This is a genomic window from Paenibacillus lutrae (assembly GCF_009757775.1).
In the GTDB taxonomy this organism is placed as follows: Bacteria; Bacillota; Bacilli; order Paenibacillales; family NBRC-103111; genus Paenibacillus_F; species Paenibacillus_F lutrae.
The window spans coordinates 420,951-442,014 of sequence record NZ_RHLK01000001.1; the positions used below are offsets into that span (position 1 = coordinate 420,951).

At 44.6% G+C, this 21,064-nt stretch carries 13 protein-coding genes, 1 pseudogene and 1 riboswitch; of the genes and pseudogenes, 5 read left to right on the plus strand and 9 right to left on the minus strand.

Annotation, left to right across the window (positions count from 1 at the left end; translation table 11 throughout):
• Positions 1-21: 21 nt before the first annotated feature.
• The 6 genes from EDM21_RS01655 to EDM21_RS01680 all read right to left on the minus strand — a co-directional run bounded on the left by EDM21_RS01655 (position 22) and on the right by EDM21_RS01680 (position 11,449).
• Positions 22-1,203: a phosphotransferase gene (locus tag EDM21_RS01655; protein WP_157332295.1), complete on the minus strand. Its 1,182-nt coding sequence runs from the start codon at positions 1,201-1,203 to the stop codon at positions 22-24.
• Between the two features lie 97 nt (positions 1,204-1,300).
• Positions 1,301-2,302, minus strand: a complete 1,002-nt coding sequence (locus EDM21_RS01660; RefSeq protein WP_157332297.1) for an NAD-dependent epimerase/dehydratase family protein — start codon at positions 2,300-2,302, stop codon at positions 1,301-1,303.
• A 218-nt stretch (positions 2,303-2,520) separates the two neighbouring features.
• The gene (locus EDM21_RS01665; RefSeq protein WP_157332299.1) at positions 2,521-7,683 is read right to left on the minus strand and encodes an NPCBM/NEW2 domain-containing protein; all 5,163 of its coding nucleotides are present in this window, start codon (positions 7,681-7,683) and stop codon (positions 2,521-2,523) included.
• Positions 7,684-7,785: 102 nt separating this feature from the next.
• Positions 7,786-7,872, minus strand: a riboswitch (cyclic di-GMP riboswitch).
• Positions 7,873-8,454: 582 nt separating this feature from the next.
• Positions 8,455-9,369, minus strand: a complete 915-nt coding sequence (locus EDM21_RS01670; RefSeq protein WP_157332301.1) for a phosphotransferase — start codon at positions 9,367-9,369, stop codon at positions 8,455-8,457.
• An 81-nt stretch (positions 9,370-9,450) separates the two neighbouring features.
• Positions 9,451-10,497, minus strand: coding sequence for an IS1595 family transposase (locus tag EDM21_RS01675; RefSeq protein WP_157332303.1), 1,047 nt, complete (start codon positions 10,495-10,497; stop codon positions 9,451-9,453).
• Positions 10,498-10,699: 202 nt separating this feature from the next.
• The gene (locus EDM21_RS01680; protein ID WP_157332629.1) at positions 10,700-11,449 is read right to left on the minus strand and encodes a phosphotransferase; all 750 of its coding nucleotides are present in this window, start codon (positions 11,447-11,449) and stop codon (positions 10,700-10,702) included.
• Positions 11,450-11,957: 508 nt separating this feature from the next.
• On the opposite strand from EDM21_RS01680, the gene EDM21_RS01685 reads away from it, so the two are divergent.
• The 3 genes from EDM21_RS01685 to EDM21_RS01695 all read left to right on the plus strand — a co-directional run bounded on the left by EDM21_RS01685 (position 11,958) and on the right by EDM21_RS01695 (position 14,797).
• Positions 11,958-12,875, plus strand: a complete 918-nt coding sequence (locus EDM21_RS01685) for a DUF4180 domain-containing protein (RefSeq protein WP_157332305.1) — start codon at positions 11,958-11,960, stop codon at positions 12,873-12,875.
• A gap of 250 nt (positions 12,876-13,125) precedes the next feature.
• Positions 13,126-14,088: a helix-turn-helix transcriptional regulator gene (locus EDM21_RS01690; RefSeq protein ID WP_157332307.1), complete on the plus strand. Its 963-nt coding sequence runs from the start codon at positions 13,126-13,128 to the stop codon at positions 14,086-14,088.
• A gap of 76 nt (positions 14,089-14,164) precedes the next feature.
• Entirely contained in the window at positions 14,165-14,797 is a 633-nt protein-coding gene (locus EDM21_RS01695) for a type 1 glutamine amidotransferase family protein (RefSeq protein ID WP_157332309.1), read from the plus strand.
• A gap of 165 nt (positions 14,798-14,962) precedes the next feature.
• Here the strand turns inward: EDM21_RS01695 and EDM21_RS01700 are convergent, their stop codons facing one another.
• A complete protein-coding gene (locus EDM21_RS01700) occupies positions 14,963-16,132 on the minus strand; it encodes a serine hydrolase domain-containing protein (protein WP_157332311.1) in 1,170 nt (389 codons plus the stop codon).
• A gap of 295 nt (positions 16,133-16,427) precedes the next feature.
• Between EDM21_RS01700 and EDM21_RS01705 the strand changes: the two genes are divergently transcribed.
• Entirely contained in the window at positions 16,428-17,678 is a 1,251-nt protein-coding gene (locus tag EDM21_RS01705) for a sialidase family protein (protein ID WP_157332313.1), read from the plus strand.
• 117 nt (positions 17,679-17,795) lie between these two features.
• Positions 17,796-18,031: pseudogene (locus tag EDM21_RS24815) on the plus strand (RidA family protein); the annotation flags it as partial.
• An 80-nt stretch (positions 18,032-18,111) separates the two neighbouring features.
• Here EDM21_RS24815 and EDM21_RS01715 read toward each other — a convergent pair.
• Together EDM21_RS01715 and EDM21_RS01720 are read right to left on the minus strand one after the other, a co-directional pair.
• On the minus strand, positions 18,112-18,840 hold the full coding sequence (locus EDM21_RS01715; RefSeq protein WP_157332315.1) for a hypothetical protein: 729 nt from the start codon (positions 18,838-18,840) through the stop codon (positions 18,112-18,114).
• A gap of 35 nt (positions 18,841-18,875) precedes the next feature.
• Positions 18,876-21,044, minus strand: a complete 2,169-nt coding sequence (locus EDM21_RS01720) for a Hint domain-containing protein (RefSeq protein WP_157332317.1) — start codon at positions 21,042-21,044, stop codon at positions 18,876-18,878.
• Positions 21,045-21,064 lie beyond the last annotated feature (20 nt).

A 21,064-nucleotide genomic window follows, 5' to 3' on the forward strand; every position in this document is an offset into this window, starting at 1 on the left:
CCGCTATCGCTTTCCGTCAGCCTATTGTAAGGTGCAAAACCCTAACTCAGGCATCAGTAACTCAACTTCCGAATACATGTTTTTTTGAATCATGAGAATCCTTTCAAGTCTATATAATTGATCTTTAAGATTATCGTTTTGCGGATCAGCGTCCAGCTGTGCCAATAATGAAAAGTATTGAGGAACTTCCCAAACACTTCTTAAAGCCATGCTTAAATAAAATCCATATCGCATTAACCTCTCATCTCCCTGCCAACCTGCGCTCCGCAGTCCTTCCAAATAAGATGTATATAAGGATCTTTGAAATTCATCATACTGATTAGGCTGAATGATCCCTAGACTCATATTCACCCCAAACAACTTACCCAGATCCTCTCCAATCCCTGAGATACTCAGAAATTGCCAGTCAATCAGTACCAATTGAGAGGTGGAGTTGTCCCTTGCCGTAAGGAACATATTCTTTTGACTCAAGTCTTGATGTGCCAACACACGAGGCAGCCGTTGAAGCGATTCAATAGCAAAATCAAGTTTCCTAATGAGATTCTGATACCAAGCCCATATTGTTCGATAATGATCGTCAGATAATCCTTCCACATATGTATCAACATGGGGTGCATATAGACGGCTGGCTGTCGTCCATGATTTAAGCCAGGCACTGCATAACCAATCATACTTGGGCAGTGTTTTAACTCCGGTAAGATAGGCAGCATTAAAGCGGCCTAACTGCCCTGCAATAAAGGAGAAATGTTCCACTGTATCCGCATGTTTGCCCTGGATATGCTCCATCCATATCCATATGGTTTTGTCAGGTAACTCTTCAACCCAAAAGCATCTTGCAACCTTTATAGAATCCGGCAGCTCGTTCAAAATACCGGAATTAAATACAAGAGCTTCCCTTCGCCAATAATTGTGATGCTCCGCAAAATTTTTCTCCGCACTGTCCGGTTTAATCACTTTAACGATGACACTCCATGATGTATTTTCGTTATTGGCCAACTTTGCCGTTCCGTGCAAACAATAGAGCCCAGATGTCGTGAAATTTGGTGTTTTGTAACCAACATCGTCACAGATGACTTCCAGTGAATCAATTTCTTCTTCCAAAAGGATTTTTTTAACACAGGCGCAGATCCGGTCACTTTTAATTTCAAAATCAACAGTTGTATTATTTTTAATCGTTATATGTACCATCGCTAAATTGATCACCTTTTCTTACTTCAATAAAATTCTCATTATCACTAAGACGAGGACTTACATTTGAAGCCATGTATTCTGGCGAGTAGGCGACTATGCATGAATTTCGTTATTTAGTTATTTGCTTATATAGCTCATCTTCAATTATGTAGTTAAAATCATCTATATTATAATTTTTAGGATTAATTCGTTCCCATTCAATGGTTTTAATTAATCCTTCCTCTAATGAACATATTTCTTCATAGCCAATATCTGATCGAATAAGAGAAGTATCATAAACTAGATTTTGAGATGTGTTTAAATCATGTGGTCGTAGATGTTCGGGTAAATATGTACCGGGAACTTTAATCACTTCTCCATCCCATCCGCTTAATCTTCCAATTCCTGAAATTAAATCAACCATTGTCGGTACATTTAATTGGCCAACATTATACACTTTACCTGAAGCTCTATTGTGCGTTACAGCTAATGTAATTGCTTGTGCTACATCTTCTACATAACCATGTGTCCATCTGAAATTTGAAAATCCTTCTTCCAAAAAAATAAAGGACCGTTTGTCTTCCATTCGCTTTAAATAATTAAAAAAACGATGTTGAGAGTCATTCGGTCCATAAACTACCGGCAACCTTAGAACTGTGCCTGCTATTTCTTTATTGTTTAATATTAGATTTTCTATTGGAATCTTATCGTAACTAATATCACCTTTTTTTCTGTTTGGAAAAAGCGTTTCACGTAACTTGGAGTGTTCAGAAATTAGATTAGGGTCAATTGGACCCGGTTCATTCTTAATAATTACGTCATAGGAAAAATAAACGTCTCCACTACTAATTGCAACAATACGTTTCGTAATTCCTTTAAAGACATTCAATACATCTATTGCATGTTGTTCTTTATATGGAATCATATCTAATACTACATCCGGAGATATTTTTTTGAATTCCTCCAAGTAATTTATCAAATTATTTCTATCTCCAAGTATATGTTTAACGTTTGAGTGTAAATTGTTTATTTTTCCTCTATGAAATACGATAACTTCATGTCCAGATTCAAGCAGATTTTTCACGACATAGGGTCCTATAAATTGAGTCCCGCCAATCAGCAGTATTTTCATTTGAATACTCCCTCTCTGTCTATCAATAGAATGATTTTGGCTCAGTTTTTGGTTCTCGTCAATGTATAAAAAAGCACCGCCCGAAAGACCAGACAGCCAGTTAGGGCTATGCTTCCGCTTTTTCTCTATTCTATAAAAGCCAAGTTAACCAAAAAGAACGCCGCAGATCTTCAGAATATATCTGAATGATCTACTGGCGCTCTATTTGATTTCACGAATTACTTGCTGTTATCGATTAAATAAATCAATTGAATTGTGCTGTCATGCACGGTATAAGTTAAATACATCATGTAATAGCCTTTATCCTCGTTCGACAGATCCACAGTGAATTTGTCCGGATTCTTCGCCCATTCCTTCCTATCAAACATGATTTCTTTGGAAGTTTTGTTGTTTCTGACTCCTGCCATGGTTGGAATCACTTTATTTCCGTCGACCCCTTTAACCGGATTATCCATTTGAGCGATAGGACCGTTTAAGGAGCCCATTTCTACGATCTGCGGGTCGATCATAAGGTTATCGAGTTTAGATAAACCTTGAAGCGGAGAAAAGTCGGTAATCTCGTTCCCCTTAATATCAAGATTTACCAGGTTTGCGGCATACTGAAGCCCTTCCAGGGATCTGGCCCGTCGGGATTCACTGGTTAGCGCGGTCAGCTTAACCATATCCCCGAGCGTGATATCCCCGGTAATTCCCAGCGTCTTTTTGATTGATTCCTTTAAATAGCGGTCTTCAATGGTAATTACTTGCGAGAGATCTATTCGGGTTAATCCATCTTTTGCGGCTTTCAAGGCTGCGGTCACTGCGTCGATTTCACTCTGAACTGCGCTCTGTTTCGTCAGAACCGCTTCGGCACTTGCTATGCCGGCATTTAACGCAGCAAGGCTCTCCGAAGTATATCCTTCCGGGTTGATCGCTTTGGCATCTGCGATGGCTTGCTGCAAATCTGCGGTGTACAGCTTATCCGCATTGGCATAATGCAACTTGGCATCTCCCCAGGCTGCATGGTCGGATCCGTTGCCGTTTCCTCCATCGGTTACGATTAATTTAAGCTCACTGGCGCCATTAATATCCACCTCAATCCATTTCTGCGGATCTCTGGAGTTCATCACGCCGCTGTCGAATTTCTTCTCCCCGTCTACGTACACTTCGAAGCTAATGGAAGCGATCGACCCGTACATTTGCCGGTCCACACCTGCGTAGGAAGTGAAGTAATCAAAATTCTGATCGCTTAAATCATATACGATCGTTGAGGTAGAATGCGCTCCGATGCCGCGAGTGTAGACGGCTTCCCTGTTGCCGGCATCCGTTAATCTTAGTGGATTGCTGCTTACGGAGATATCTTTCTTAGGCGCGGTATAGCTGTTCTGTGTAGATTTCCAGTCAAAATCCGTCAGATGCTTGTAATCGTCCATACTGACAACCGCTATGGTTCTGGTCTTGGCAACTGTATTTCCTTCACTGTCGGTAACGGTGTATGTGATTGGATATTCGCCGGTTCGGCTGAAGTTAACGCGATCTTCACCCGTGACCTTCACCTGTGCCGTGAGATCCCCGTCCTCCGCATCGATTGCGGTATAGTCAGCTTGCAAGGTTACCGATTGACCCACTTTCGTAGATACGGATTTAGGAATCGTTAGCTCTGGCGTACTGTTCAGAATAATAAACTTGGCATCCGCAAAGTTAGCATGGTCCGAAGCGCTTCCGTTGCCTGCGTTATTGACTACCAGCTTTAGCTCACGGACTCCTTTAACGGGAACTCTTGCAAGTTTGGCCTCTGTGCCGTATTTCATCAGTCCGCTGTTATAAACTTCCTTGCCGTCCGCTATTATTTGGAACATCACGCTGGAGTTCGCTTGATCCGGAATGTTCCGATCGACACCTACAAAGGTTTCCAAATATTCATAGTTCGTGTTGGTAAGATTATATACGATTACCGAGTTGGCGTGCGTGCCGATACCTTTGCCGAACTCTTTATTTGCGCCGTTCACCAGCAGCTTGATCGTACTGCCGGAGCTGGCTTTATCTTTTCTCACAACATTGTAGTCGGTTCTTGCGGAAGCCCAGTTCGTATCACTCAGGTAGGAGGCGGCACTGTAGACTACGATATTTCTAGTCTTGGTCACGGAATTGCCATCACGGTCAGTCACCGTAAGTTCGACGGGGTAAGTTCCAGTCTTATGTGAAGTGAACCCCTTCGTGTCGACTTGAAGCTGTCCGGTTAAATTTCCATCTTCCGTATCCCAAGCTTGTACATCTTTCAGCACATCAAACTCGCTGCTTAGCTTCACCAAAGTTGTTTCTTCAGGCAGGGTGATCGTTGGCTTGCTGGAGTTCTTCGTCAACTTGGCATCCGCCCAGACGGTATGGTCCGCCGAACTGCTGTTAATCTGTGCATCTGTGGTGACCAGCTTAATCTCATTGGCCCCCGTAACAGGGATTTGAATAAATTCATGCTCCGTACCCGATCTGAACACATCGCTCGTAAATTTCTTCACTCCATCCACATACACTTCAAAAGCAGCAGAAGAAGCGTTGTTTCCTTTCACGGCTTGATCAATCCCGATATAACTTTCAAAGAAGTCATAACCTTTACCCTTAATAGCATATACAACTTCCGAGTTGGCATGAGCTCCCAGTCCTTTGACATAGGTGGCAGCAAGCCCTTGCCGTGCCAGGGTGATCGTTCCGCCGGAAGGAGATTTATCTTTCCGCAGTTCACCCCAGCCTGTAACGGCTGATTGGGCGCTGAGGTCCGAAACATACGAATAGTCACTCGTAACCGAGACATTCGCCGTTTTGGTTTCGGTGGCCCCGCCGTCTTGGACTTCATAGACGATTCGGTAGTCTCCTTTTTGAGCTATATTTACATCGTTCGATTTGATTACAACCGTGCTTGTAATATCGCTTCCCTGATAGTTAACCGCCTTAATAAAGCTCATAGGGTCAAAAACTTGATTCAGTTTTAGCGTAACATGTTCCTCGACGGACAACGTTGGCTTAAACGCCTTATAGGAAACGGAATTCAGGGCATTTAATTTTTTATCATAGCCAATCACCTTGTACGTATAATTGACAGCCGGGTCGACATTCTGATCGACGAACTGATCAGTCCCGGTGAAGCCTACCAGTTTATCGTTTCTATAAATCTCGTAACCAAGCAGATCCTTCTTATAGACTTGATCCATGCTCAGATTTAACGTGTTCGACTTTGCGGAAGCATTCGCGCTGATATTTACTTGGATAGGAGCCTTCTTATCCTGTATGCCGGTTCTCTCGTAGTTGAGTACGCTGTTATTCAAATACCAAAGCTTAGGGGAAGCCGGATATGCAGCTGTTTTCACGCGGGTCTCCGGATTCACCGTGAAGCCGTGTCTGGCAAAAAAGCCGCTAAGATCCATCCCGAGTACTTCGGATGAGAATTCAACCAGATACTGCTGTTTGGAATTGTCTCCATTTGCAAGCGAGACTTTCCGGTCCCTGTACAGACCGTTAAGCTCCTTCCAATACCCCGGATGAGCCAGCTCCAGCTGCCAGTAAGCCCCCAGCCTTGCTCCGAGCGACTGCTGATCCATCGCCACTTTATTCTCTTCAATGACAGTTTTATAGACCTCAGATTCAAAAGGAATCCGGTTATCCAGCGAATTATAAGCGACCGACATCGCCATCGATAACATGTTGTTGGTAATTTCGCCGTACTCCCTTTCGCCCACAGCCATACGGTGCCCGATCTCATGAGTCAAGCCCCAGCCCGGGTATTGCTTCTTGAAATCGCCTAACATCAAACCAACCTCTCCAAGCTGGATACCGGTATGATCCCCGGCGGCATACATAAATCCGTAAGGCTGCATCAGTCTGATATTTTCTCGGATTTGCTTCGGATCGTGATTCACACTGCGGCCATCCAGACCATAAGCGTCAAAAATGCGCTTCATCCAGAAGTCATAGCCGGTCAAGGTATCCATAGGATTATGACCTAGCGTCACATATTGTTTGTAAGCTTCTGTAGCCGTACCCGTGAAAATAATCCGGTCGCTGGCTATTTCGACCACATCGATGAGCTGCCGGTCTTTCACATTGGGGTGAGCGGCAATATCCTGGTCTAACTTTTGCTTATATGCGGTTAATAACGCTTTAAATTGGGCCGGATCGGTATTCTTGGTCATGAAAGGAATCTGCTGGAGACCTTCAAACCGGATCAGAGGAGCTTTCCCCTGTTCTTCAGGTGTATAAGGATTGACAATGTAGACGGTCCCTCCTTTGGTCACATCATGAGCGTATGCATTACTCGTTGCGATCTCAGGTACGGTTATCGTATTTTTACCGGGGCGTAATTGCACGCCTCTGGTCCAACTGTTCCAGCCGCCGTCCTGCTGCGAGAAAATGAGCGAAGGGAGTTTATCCTTGGATTCCACATCCACGTAGATGTTGATTGTACGGCCCGGCATAGCTGCAAAACCGGTAGGCTGGTTGTTCGTACCGAAGCCAAACCTTAGATTTTGCTGGGCATGCTTCTTCATATCCCCATGCTGCTGCGCGGTGATGACCGTACCTTGGATTCCAACCTCTCCTTTAACCAGCTTGTCAGCCAGGTCCAGCTGTTCCTTCATCAGAGGGTAGAGAGGATGGGTTTTCGCACTTTCCTGCAAAGCCCCCAGGGCAGCCGCACTGTTGTACCCGGGCACTACCGCACTCATTGTTCCATCGGTGAACAGGCCGTTTACGGCTTCACGGATGGGATCTTCTTTGTAAAAAGCGAACTCCGCCGCACTTGCCCATTCTTGATTCGCCTTTTTGAATACAAACTTGACCCGCTTAAAAGTGGCCGGGGCAAATTTAATCTCAACCAGGTCACTGTTAGAGCCTTTATACTCCCCGGAAGCGACCAGCGTATAACGATCACCCGCATCTTCTTGGGAGGCATAGATCTCAAACGCTTGCGCAAATCCTTTGCCTGGGGCACCCGATTGTCTGGCTGCATACAGGATTCTATTCAAGGTCGTCGCTTCATTGAACTGGAATACAACCTCGTTGGTAAATGCGGAGGTGTTCGGCTTGCCCGTCTCCCAATGTGTGTTCATATCCCCGTCGATCGCCTTATTCATGGTTGAACTCCCGTAATTTCCCCCGTTATTCGTCAGTGACTTGATATTGGCCGGATTCATCCGATAGACCGTATTGTAAGCGGGTAAAAGGTCTTTGCCGTACAAATCAAACGGCTCCACGACCGCGAGATCTGTTGGATTCACTCCACTTTCTGATAAAGTTTGCACCTCACTTGCGTTTACGTCAGGCAATCCATTGGCGGCCAGAGCCTGATACGAGCCATCAGAAAGGCTGATTAACAGGGCTGCGGATGTTGCGATGGCTATCCTTTTATACACGTGATTAACCCCCTCATGATTGGTTCTGAATGATCAAAATGCACAAAAAAAGCTACTCCGAAGAGCAGCATGATTGCGCTAAACAAAAAGCGGTATGCACTCTTTGGCAGCTGGCTGACATCATCTCCTTAGACCTTAGTCCCTATAGCTTTGCGTCCCTGCATTTCTGCAGGTTTGCCTATGAAGTTTGAAATATATTACAAACTTTATCACGATTCGACAAATCTTGACATGGATATTAGGGACTATCTATATCTTGTAGAGATATAGGTCTTTAGATGCTCTCACGGCACTCATGCGGTTATTCTAGTCAGGGCAGAAACCGTAATGGAATTAAGTACTGCAGCTGTAACTGTAAAATAACCCAATAAACCAACCCCTCTATTTGGCGGTTGGTTTATTGGGTTAATGCTCCATCGAGATTAGCTGCGGAAATCGTTTTATTATTATCCGCAATCGGCATGTTCCGGCAGCTTTAATTTATATACAAGTTGCTGATAGGCTATTTTCTTGGTTTTGGTTAGCAAAACCTGCTTTTTCATATGGCTATGTTAAATTCTAATGTTGATATTTGACCATAAGAAAACCGCCTTCGTTGAAAAGGCGGTTTATTGCTATCGTGTCCCGTTAGCGCAACGCCCTACTCTGTTGAATTTCGTGTTCCTCAACATAAAGCGGCATCAGAGAAGGCGGATCGTACCTTATCACGGCCTTTAAACGACAAAATGATGCCGATAGCCATAGCCCCATAGCCGCAACGAAATAATGAGCCTAATCCGACAGTGCCCGCATGATGTTGGATTTCGCCTCTGCCGCAATCGCTTCATTCCCGTCATCGACCGCTTGCATTAAGATCAGTATGGGGATGTATACCGCGATCAGCCGCGCCAGCAGCTTCGTTTCCTCGTCCGCTCCTCCGTACGTTTCGAAAAACACGCCGCGAGCGTAAGGTGGTAAAAAGCTATAAGCAACGCTCAAATCGCAAGCCGGATGGCCAACGCTCAGATCGCCCCAATCAATTATGCCGGAAACGATCCCGTTCTCATTCACAAGCATATTTTTGAAATGAAGATCGCCATGTAGAAGTGCATTCTCCGCCTCGACACGGTCCTTTTGCAGCCTGCTAATATACGCTTCGATCACACCGGACTCCTCCGGCGACAAGTGTTCAACCACCTTCGATAGAAAGCCCTCCAATTTCACTTTGCGCGATGCTATGTCCGTCAAGTTTCGATGATCTTGCTGAACTCCGCACTTCAGCGCCGCCTGCATCGGAAACTCATGCAATCTCCGCAAAAATTTCGCCAGCGTCTCTGCCGATAGAGCCCGGCGTTCTTCCGTCAAACCGATTGGGAAATCTCCTGGCACGTAGGCATAGCCAAGAAATGGTGCCGGGTATTCGTCACTTGCTTCGCCATAAAACAACGGTTTCGGATAGGGGATGGTCATATATGCCTCCAGCTTCGGCAGCAGCTTCCCTTCCATACGAATCGAGCCAACTGCAATTGTTCTTCTTGGAAATCGAAACACGTACTCGTCACCGATGAGAAAAACCGTATTGTCCCAGCCCCAGCCCAATCGCTTCACTTGCTTCGATGACAGCTGAGGGAATTGTCTGCCGATCAGCGTCCGCGCCTGCTCTTCGTTAACCTCCCACTCCGCATCCCATACATTCGTTCCTCCCATGAATTGTCTGCCTCCTCGTTCCTTACGTTATTTAGATGTTTACATTCCCTGGAAGTTGCGCATAACTGCCCGTTAGGGAGCTTAACAAGAATAAGCAGAAAGCCGAAGTTTGGTGTTCGTGTCGGTCACAGTAAACAGGCACGATTTGACCAACATATTTTTCTTATTCGATGCGGTATTCTCATATTCCTTGCTGTCTAAGTAACAAAACCACGCCAAGTAATTCTGCAAATACTTTGTTGCAACACCATTGAAGCGATCCATCCATTTCTTCAAGCGGCTGTGGTAGCTGTTTACGTTTTGGATATGGTACACGCCTTTCACACGTTGTTTTCCGTCGGACTTGAATCGGTAATGAGTCATGCCTTTTGAATTCGCATAGGAGCTAAATGCCCTCCATGAATCAGTGCATAACACGTTTGAGTCAGATAGATGACCACCAATCGCTTCGTCTAATTTTATAGTCCGAATACGTCCACGCCCAAGTACGCTAGAGTAAGTCATTTTCTGACGGTCACGGGCAACCAGCACGCACACTTGATCGTGGCTTATACCACGATATTTCGCTTTGCCGCCACGTTTACGTGGCTTGCGTTCGGCAATATTCCGCTTGCCCTTTTCCGAGTAAAGAAAGTAGGTCTCGTCCATTTCAACAATATCTTGAAATGCTTCGGTTGGAATCTGCTTCAGAGCGGAAAGAATCTTATGCCGCCAGTAAAACAAGGTGACATGCGTGACTTCATCGTTTAACTGCTCTGCACATTTTCTCAGAGAAAAGCCCTCAATCATGCATTCGATAAAACAAACCCACATATGAGGTCGCCTCGTTCGTTGCAGAGGGGTGTTCGTAAGGTCATTGAATGTTTGGCGACAGGACTTACAACGGTAACGTTGACGTTTAACCTCTCCAGTGCGTGTTCTTACAGCGTACTTTCCAAATCGAACAACAGAATGGTTTTTGCAATGCGGGCAAACAAGTCCATCTTTATGCTTCTGCTCTTGAATTTCATCAATCGCTCGAACTGGAAGTGCCACTCCCTTGGTTCGGGACTGCAAAAAGTAGATAAGTTCTCGCTTACCATTATCGTCCAACGTATCAGCAAGCTTTTTCAGTTCCTTTAAATCCATGGGCAAATCATCTCCGAACAGTTATATTGTCCTTATTTCAGAACGCTTGTTCGGAATTATCAAATATCAACAACAAAGTTTAACATAGCCTTTCATATAAATAGATCGCTTGCTCGTTTTCTTGTTCTAATGTTATAGATATAACCTTGCACTTAGGGGGATTTTCGTAATTCCTTATCGATCTGAAATCCAAGGCTTCATTTCAATCTAACCAATCATCGATATGTTTTGAGATAAATTGAATCTCGCTCTCATAATGAGCCAAGTGTCCCTCTTCAATCCTTTTTTGAAAGGCAAGATTTCCATCGGCGGCACCACTTCTCAGCGTATCACACAGTACAGTTAAACGTTGAGTAATCCACTGCGGCAGATCATTGGAGACGGGAATTCCATACGATTCAAAAAACAGATGAATTCGCCGGCGGCGCTCTGCGGCGTGTAAATCGGATTGGTAGGCTGCCGTAGTTCCTGATGAATAGTCAGGGGCGAAACTGGCAAGCGGAACTGAAGTATATAGGGTGTACGCAATATCCCACATACGCGGACCAGGACCTGCCATGTCAAAATCAATTAGCGCCACAGGCGCCTCATTTTGAAAGACCACATTATACAACGCAGCATCATTATGACAGATTACTTCGCGCTCGTTGTCATCACCGAAACTAAGCTGCCATTTCCCCGTTGTGAGAGAGAACCCTTCCGTCGCATCATGGAAACGACGCAAAAGAAGTGCCAAACCAACAAGCGTTTCGTCCGACCACATGTACGGTTCAAGTTCTGGATAATTGTTGCCTGGAACTTCTCCAGGAATAAATGACAAGATTTCACGATCTGACTCATCGATTCCGTGGAATCTGGGTGCTCCCTCAAAGCCCCGGTTCTCCAAATGTCTGAGCAGTTCATGCACGCTTGGGCTCCAATAACCTGTAGGGCGGCGAACAGTGTTCGCCATGCGGACAATGTGATTAACATTTCCGCCCTGTAATACTTCTTCCTGAGTCAATAGGATCACCTCGCTTTCCTGTGTTATAAAACTGCTAACCTTAATGGCGTCGTTCAAAAAAACATGCTACTCAAGACTCTAGAATACAAATTAATGGAAATATAAACAAAGGAAATTTTGATTAGAATTAAACTATGCTTGTTTTAAAAACTGCTGTGATCAGATGTTAACTCCTCAGAACTTAACCCCTCTTGGATATTGTCAAAAGTATTCTAATTGCTCGTCCTCTTCACCCGTACAAATGTGGCTGAGTTAGGAACACGAATATCAGGTGCAATCTTGATGCAAACTGTTTGTGAATAATACAGCATGAACTCCCCTATTCCAGCCTGGCGAATTTATAAGCGTTGATTGGAGCGCCGTCTTAAACAGTCGTAACAAATTGAGAAGTTTCACATTGACCACTACAGTACCATATGTTACTTTTAACCTATATTATTGATAACGAGGTGTAAGGATGTCAATCCAATTAGCAATATTAGGCATACTGAGTTGGAAGTCCTCAACAGGATATGAACTGAAAAAGATCTTTGAAGAATCCTCTTTCATGTATTGGTCCGGTAACAACAATCAAATTTACAAAGCTCTAATGAATCTTGAGAACGATGATTTCGTTACCAGTGAGGTGGTTCATCAGGATAACTCTCCTTCCAAAAAAATATATACCCTGACAGAAGAAGGACTTAAAGAACTAAAAAAGTGGCTTGTGTCATCATCAGAAGCTCCCGAGATTAAAAAAACATTTTTGGTACAGCTTGCATGGTCAGATCTGTTAAGTAATCAAGAATTAAGTGAGATACTCTCAAAATATGAAAGTGAAATCAAACTGCAATTGATTATGCAGAAGGAAAAATACAGACGTGCTCTTCATTCACCTAATAGAAGCAGGAGGGAAAGCTTAATATGGGAGATGATTTCAGAAAACATTATTTCAACCTATAATAATGAACTTAATTGGGTCCGTGAAACCCGTCAGAGGTTGTTCGAAAACGAAGCTATGGAGGAGAAAAACAAAATGAACTATCAAATTAGAGAAACAGAGAGTAAAACATATATTGAACTGATTTCTTCTACTGAACCTTTACGTACAGAGAATCATGCACTTGATCTAATATCTTTATGCTGGGAACATGAGGCAAACGCGATTATTATTCACCATGCAGCCTTATCAGAAGACTTCTTCAAACTTAAAACCAAAGTAGCCGGTGATATTATTCAGAAATTTATAAATTATGGTATAAAAACGGCTGCTATTATTCCTCAGGAGATAATTGAAAAAGGCAGATTTAATGAAATGGCTAAGGAAATGAACACAGGTCATCATTTTAGATTGTATGGAAGTAAAGAAGAAGCGGAACAATGGCTTCTGAAATAGAAAAAAAGGCGAGATTTAATGAAAAATATATAAGTCAGAAGCAGGTAAACTACCAAAGCATATGCTCTATGATTGAATGAAACAATAGATGCACTATGATATTCTTTCAGTGTAAAAGTTACAAAGTCGTATTCACTTCGAATTTCTAGGGCCTCATTATATAAGGCTATCGGAAAGGAACAGTTGATGAGTTATACCAAAAACCGGAAATATATAATAGAAAATAAGTTCCATATAGAGGTGGAATGATATGCCTAAAACTGATAATATGTTAGCAATTTTATGGATGCTCCGCTCAGGTGAAAAAATTACTGCACAACAAATTTCAGAAAAGTTAGAGATGAATATAAGGACTGTGTATCGTTATATGGATACAATTTCAACAAGTGGCGTACCTATAATTTCAGAACCAGGACATAACGGTGGATACACTTTATTGAACAATTTTATTGAAGCTCCTCTTTTTTTTGACTTTGAGGAGCAAACTTCACTATTTCACGCTGCTGTTTTTGCAGAAGAAGCCGGATATTATGGAGGTGAAGCACTAAATAGGGCCATTTCAAAACTAAGCAAATACTCAAATCAAGAGCAGGAAACAAAGAGAAACCAACATTTAACTAGTCTTGAAGTAATAAGTCGATTAAGTTCACTCTCTATGGAACCTTTTTTGAAAGAATTGGAGCAGGCCGTAGCTGACGGGTACTCAGTAAAAATGGTTTACCATAAAAGCGGCAAAAAGCAGTTAAATTATAGATCGGTCGATCCGTACAAAATTATCTATTGGAATAATAAATGGTATGTGATTGGATTTTGTCATCTTAGGAATGATATCCGTAGTTTTAGAGTAGATCGAATTGAAAGTCTAATGCTAACCGAAAATAAGTTTAACCGGCCAGAAAATTTTTCAGCGCGTGACCTTTTTATGAAAAACCTCCTTCCAACTATAGAAGATAAGGAAAGGATTACTTCTTTAGTTATTAAGGGGAATACAAGGACGTTGGGAGATATTTGCCAACATTGGTTTTTAGGACATTATTTACAAGAACGGACTTCAAATCAAGCAGTATTTCTTCTTGAAAAGGATATGATACATACATATGTACCTTATTTACTTTTACCGTACGGTAAATCTATTCAAGTTATTGAGCCAAAAAGTCTAAAGAAAAAACTTATTGAAGTTCTGTCGGAATTAATACAATTTCATCAAGTATGATAACTTCCCTGACGTTAGCTGTCAGGGAAGTTATATTATAATTGGCTATATCAATTGTGATTGGGAGTGTTATTGGATGCAAACAAAAAAAGCTTATTTATATGTATTTAACACAATGTCAGACTGGGAATATGGATATTTAATTGCCGAACTAAACACAGGAAGATATTTCAAAAAAGATATCGCACCTTTAAAAGTAGTTACAGTAGGAGCTAATAAAGAAATTATTACTACGATGGGTGGACTGAACATAAAACCAGATATTTCGCTTGATGAGTGTACGCTTGAGAGTAAAGATCTTTTAGTTTTGCCTGGAGGGAATACTTGGGGAGAAGTTATTCATCAACCAATCATGAAAAAAATTGGCGAAGCTTTAAAGCTCGGCACTATTGTTGCTGCAATTTGTGGTGCAACGGAGGCCCTTGCGAATATGGGATACCTGGATTCTAGAAAGCATACAAGCAATAACTTGGAGTACATTAAAATGGTTTGTCCTAATTACAAAGGAGAAAAATTTTATGAGATGGGACCTGCGGTATCTAGTGAGAATATGGTTACTGCATCAGGAGTAGCTCCTCTGGAATTTGCGATGGAAGTACTAAAAAAATTAGATGTATTTGCACCCGATACATTACATTCATGGTATAACCTGAATAAGACTCACAAACCTGAATACTTCTTCCAGTTAATGAATTCAATAAATAGATGAGCTTAAAATCCGCATTTTCCTGACGGTACCCCCTTATAATAGTAGGTTATTTAGCTTGCGAATTAGTATCTTTACAAAGAATTGAGAGAAACAGCTAACGTCATTTAATCAAAAACGTTAGCTGTGTTCTCGGGTTCAATAAACATGAGTGGCCTTCTTTATTCCCTATTTGTCAAATTCGGCAGCAACAATCTTAGTGAAAGTATCCTGTTCGATAGCGGCCCCTAAATAGTTGGTACTGACGGCCAGCGTATGTTTACCTCCTACACTACCGCCCGCAAACGTTGCGAATCCCGGTATGCCTCCGGTATGACCCCACACCGTATCACCGCTTTGAAGGTTGAATGCATAAATTCCAAGTCCGTATCCCTTAATATCCTTTAGACCTGTTTCCACGGGGGTAAGCATTTGTTTCAGTTGTTCTTCTTTCAGTAATTGGCCGCCAAGCAATGCGGAAAAGAACGTATTCAAGTCGTCGGCAGAAGAAATGATATCCCCGGCGGAGCTGGCGACGCTCGGATTATAATAGGTGACATCCAGCGGCTCCTTTCCAAATTCCGGCTGAAAATACCCGCGGGCATGGTTATTACCGGGGATAACCGTTGAATTACCCGGAAGGATCGTATCGGAGAGTTCAAGCGGTTCGAGGATCCGCCGCTCGATTTCCTCCGCGTAGCTAGTTCCGGTTACCTTTTCAATAAGCATGCCCAGTAACACATATCCCGTATTGGAATACGACCAGCCCTTGCCGGGAGCGAAATCCGCGGGCATAGCCAGGCCGATGCTGACGATTTCTTCAGGTGTATACGTTTTTCTGGTTTCCATTAAACTGATTTTATCGGACTTTAAATATTCGCTGATCCCACTGGTGTGGTTCAAAAGCTGCCGCACAGTGATCTCTTTGCCTTCATAGCCGTTTCCATGTACGACACCTGGCAGCCATTTCTCAATGGAGTCGTCGAGGTTCAGACGGTTCTCTCCAGCTAGTTGGAGAATAACCGTAGCGGTGAACGTCTTTGTTACACTGCCGATGCGGAAAAGATAATTGGTTTGCATCTGCTGCTCGGTCGTCAAATCGGCGATCCCTGCGGAATAGGCCCACCTTTTCCCATTCTCGGTACTTTTGACGAGTATACCCGGCAAGCCGGCTTCCATTGCAGTCTGCAAAGCTTTCTTGACGGCACTATGCTTGTGTTTTGCCTGTGTATCTGAGGAAGAAGTTCTAGACGAAGCGGCTTCCGCTTCTACCGCTATACCAGGAACTGCGTTAATTAGGGAGATTCCCGTCATCATAAGGGCCAAGCTGGCGGACACAATTTTAAAAGGCATTTTCATACGAAATCAGCTCCTGGAATAGTTATTGGCGGCATTTTCCCGCCCTTTCATCCTATCCGCACAACTGTCATAACGACTACTTACATAATGTCATCATTTATAGAATGACAAATTTATGGAGGTTTTTTCGTCAACAGGATCAGATTACGCTTCGTCAGCCCAGCCCGCTCCGAAAGTTCGGGGGACCCGTCAATAAAGTATAAGCTTGATTTGTAATTCCCTATAGGGCCTGGCCCATACCTGTTAAAAGTCCGTTGCGTATATTAATGGAGTATACATGGATGGAGGAACTAGAATGCCTATTTTTAATTTTCAAGTCACACCGAGCGGGACTCCTAAGTTCGAGCCGATCATTGCCGTTAACTTGCTCAGCCCGAACATTATGGTGGCTACCTCCGTCTTCATTGCGGGCATTGCACCGATGACAGGTGCCTACCGTTCTTTTGATGGAGGCAACACTTGGGACAATACTATTCTTCCTTTGCCTGCAGGATTTGCAGGGGCAGAAGCTCAGTATATCGCCTATGGTTACCCCACAAGCTTTTTCATCGCAGCGCATGCCTTTACTCAGGATGGATTGAATGGCACAACAGTCGTTTATCGTTCTTTCGATAATGGTCTAAACTGGGAACCTCCGGTAGTGGTAGCTCCCGGGTATGGCGTATATATAAACAATGACGAGCCTGTTATAGAGGTAGACAATTCACAGGCCAGCCCATTCCGTGACAATATATATGTAGGATACAATCACCAAATTAATATTACGGTAAACCCCAGGTCCGTCTTCTTTTTCCAGCGCTCCTTGGATTCCGCAGCCAGCTGGTCACAACCGGTTCTGCTGTCCGATCCGGCGGATGTAATAGAACGTCCGGATATTGCCATAAGCCTTACCGGCGTTATTTATGGCGGATGGATCAATATTAACGGACCCAATACCCGCTTTCTCGTACGAACTTCGTTGGATGGAGGTGCTTCTTTTACGGCCGCCAGCCTCATCTCTAATGTCGTATTAGTTCCCACCGTGCTACCGGTACCCGGCTATGGCTTTCGAGTTCTTACTTTTCCCAATCTTTCCGTTGACCGAACGACACTGAGCACAAGCGGTAGAATATACGCCGTATGGCAAGATTTCCGTCAAGGATATTCAAATATTTTTATTGCGATATCAGTCGATCAAGGCATTAGCTGGTCAACGCCGCAACCTATAACGGGTGCTCCTGCGGGCTCTCAGAACTTTTTTCCTGCCATTGATGTGGACCCGTTAACGGGAGTAGTTAATGTGATTTACTATACGAACCGCTTGGATGGCTTTTTATTAGATGTGTTCACGGCAAGGTCAATAGACGGCGGCATCACTTTCTTTAACCAGCGCGTTACCTCGCAATCCTTTAACCCGAATGAAGGCAGCCCGACGCCTGTTACTTTAATTGGCGATTATATTGATATTAAAAGTATAACGCCCAGTGGTTATATTGGCATTTGGACAGATACCCGAACTGGATCGCAGACGATATTCGTTGGCTTTAACACGGATCCTGTAATCTAAAGCGGAAACACCACATGAAAAGGAGGCCATGTGCGAAAATAGGAATTCCTTTCTCGGTGAAGGAGCTAGTGAACAGGATTACTGTGTACCAGCTGAGCCGGAGCTGCAGCTCGGGGACAGCTCCGGCAGCTGGAGAACCTTGATCGAGTATTGGCGGTATTTGGTTCACGAGATCAAGGATCGCTGAGATGGGGATCTTTCTCACAAACCCGCAAGAGCATTTCGAACAGTGCGTCGTTCTGTTCAAGAAGTATGTGGGTGGCCATCGGCCGGCAGGCACCCTCCTCGGCGTGTCGGGTCTTGCGCTTCCTCATCAACTGATTGAAATCCGCGCCGTCGCACACACCGGCTAACTGAGCCGCAGCTTTACCGGACGGAAAGTTAAAAAGCAAAAAGAAGGGCTTGCGCCCTTCTTTTACTTCCAATTCTCTACTTAGATGGCCGGAACCGGCTCTTCCCAGCGGGTCATTCCCGCCAGATCCGGATGCTCATCCGGACAGGATTCTGTAGGCAGTCTGGTTTTCTTGGAAAGCACACAGCCGCACTTGCCGCAAATCTTCTCAGCTGCACCGCCGGTAGCTGAAGTGGCCGATGACAGGGCGTTGTAAAGAAGCTTATCCGGCTTGCTTTGAATGTGCGGGCAGGCCTCGCAAGCGCTCATCCTTCTCCGGTAAACGTCGTCCTCCACAGTGGCAAAACCCGTTCTCGCCCACTTCCACAAAGCTTGACCAGCTTTCTTCGCCAATTCCGTATTGGAATGCGCAGCGGCAGACCCCCCAGCTGAAGCGGACACCTCTGTTGCTTCCGATGCTGCTGCATCAGATGCACCCGTAACTTCTGCTGACTCCGACTCTCCTGCTGCTCTGGATTCTCCTGTTACTTCTGAAGCTCCGGCCGATCCAGCTGCTCTTGCTCCTGTCGCTCCCAAAGCCTCTGTCTCCCCGGCTATTCCTACCGCGGGAGGGTTGTTAAGCAAATGATTCAGAAACATCTCCGACCTTCGGGCTGCCAATAAATTATGGGCGTAACTGGTATCATGAACAGCCGCAAAGAGAACTTCTTCCGAAACCGGTCCGTTCAAACCCAGGATGATGCCGAATTGCTCACACTGCTCTTCTATAGTCCCCGTGATTGTCCCCAATTGTTTGTCGGCTGATTCCATAGTTAATCTCCTCTGTTGGTTTGATCGTGTCCCAATTAGTTCAACGTAACTTCAGCCGTTGAAGAGTTCGGGTCCAAGGTCGATCCGATGTCTGAGGTCAGCGCTCTGGAAACCGACACCGTATAAGCAACCCCGCGCTCCAGCGATACCTTCAACAACACTGAAGATCTGCTGCTGCCAGGCGTTACATCCCTGATAACCGCACTAGGTTCAAACGAGAAGTCATCCTCATCGGCTGTGCTAAGTGCTTTGACGGATGTGTTGAAATGCAGTTCAACGGTAGAGCCGGCATGCAGCAAGGCGTAGCGCACCTCTTCCGTGAACAGCGTTTTGTTTTCCCCTGTCAGATCCGCGAACAAGAACGATAAATCCGTGGACACTGCGAAATCCGCCGCAATTAATCCTGATGCGTCCACAATATTGTTCTCTTGCAGCAGTTTGAACGCTGTCGCCGCGATATCGGCTGTAATATCAGCCGTCACCAGCGAAGACGCGCTAACCGTCGGCCCGGTTACCTTCGCTCCGGTCACTTTCAAACCGTTCGCTTCCGGACCGCCTATGCCGTTCGGAGGGAAATTCATGCCATTACCTGCTTCAACGGCATCCATTCTAGTTCCTGTAGTTGGCGCATAAGGATCGGTTTCAAAAGCATCATGCAGTGAAATATTAATGTTATTAAATATAACGAGTTGAATTTGGTGCAGCGCGCTAGTCATCAATGGCGCGTAGAGAGTACCAAAGAACATATTTTGCAAGATAACAGGTGTATAATAATCGCTCATGCCCACAGAAGTGTAGCCATCCGCGTTCAGCGGCGCGCTCTTTTGAAGACGGCTGACCATATTTGCGAGAATGAACGCCAGTCCTTCCATCCCGAGCCCTTTGATGCGCGTTAAACCACCTGAAAGAACAACGTACTGTTTGCCGTACTGAGTGAAGGCATAAGCGTTCGGCTCCAAACGTCCGATGTCATGATAGAACGTAATATCCGGGTAGAAGCCCTGGAACAGGTTCACCAGATATTTCACCATGGCATTGCCGATGCTCACTTCCGTAAAACCCCATCTTTCCGCTTTATCATTCACATCAATCGCTTGCAGAGGGCTAAGGAAGGTTGCCGCATTGTCCGGCACAAAAGCCACATTTGATCCGAGTACATAGAATTTGCTTAGCTGCGCAGCCGCTTCAGGACTAGCCGCAACCAATGCCGCGTTCGATTCACCAACATGAGGAGCGCTGAATGACATATAGTTTCCGGCGACCAAGTGCGAGTTTAGCGCTTCGTATTCTTGGGTGCCTACTTTCGGATCATTCCCGTCATTTTCCATCATCCCGCTTGTCTTAAGCTCATTCTGATGAATTTGCAAGTTGAAATCGCCTGAAACCAATCCTTCGGACAACAATAAGTGACCATCAAGTGAACCGTCAAAGGAAACATCCGTAGCGATATGGTGCACCCCGCCTTTGTATTCGCCGATGCTGATTTCGTCAATCACTACTTGCGTCCCGTTATAGGAAATCAACAAATCTTTAGCCGGCACCAATCGGTCGGCCCGCTTCAGTTTGCCGCTTGGCATCAGGAACAGGTGATCCGGAGTGACGATGATACTGCCGTGACCGCCGAACCGGATGTAGATCATAGTGGGTTGATGACTGTGAGGACCTGTACCGTTGCTGAAGTTAAGCTTGGCTTTCTTCCACGTCAGTTGGAAACCTTGTTCGCTCTGCTGCATGCTGGCTGTAATGACTTTATCTCCTACACTAAATTTCTCGATCGCGCGATGACCGTACGGTGTACCGATTTGTGTCCCGTGAGCGAAGCAGGAGCAGCAGCAGTAGCACGTGACCACATTCCAGGTATCTCCCAGAGTCATACAGCCTCTGTTACCCAACGTTGCATGGCTCATATCGGAAGGATTGCTAGTGTTAAAGCAGACCTGCGCCGCAAACGGGTACAAATAATCATGCGGGGAACAACCCGGTACAGGTTTTCCGTTAATATCGGTGCATTGGCACAAGCGGTGTGCCTGAGGCGTAAAATTGACATTATCCTGGCAATGCTCTCCGGGACATACCAGATAAAAGGGTTTTCCGAACTGAAAGTTATTGTTATTAATATCCTGAGGATTCACCTTGGACCAATCTACATCCGTTAAATTTTGGGCCGCGCCCAAGTTGATTTCAAGAGAACCTTTACAATCCATTATTCATAACCTCTTTTCGT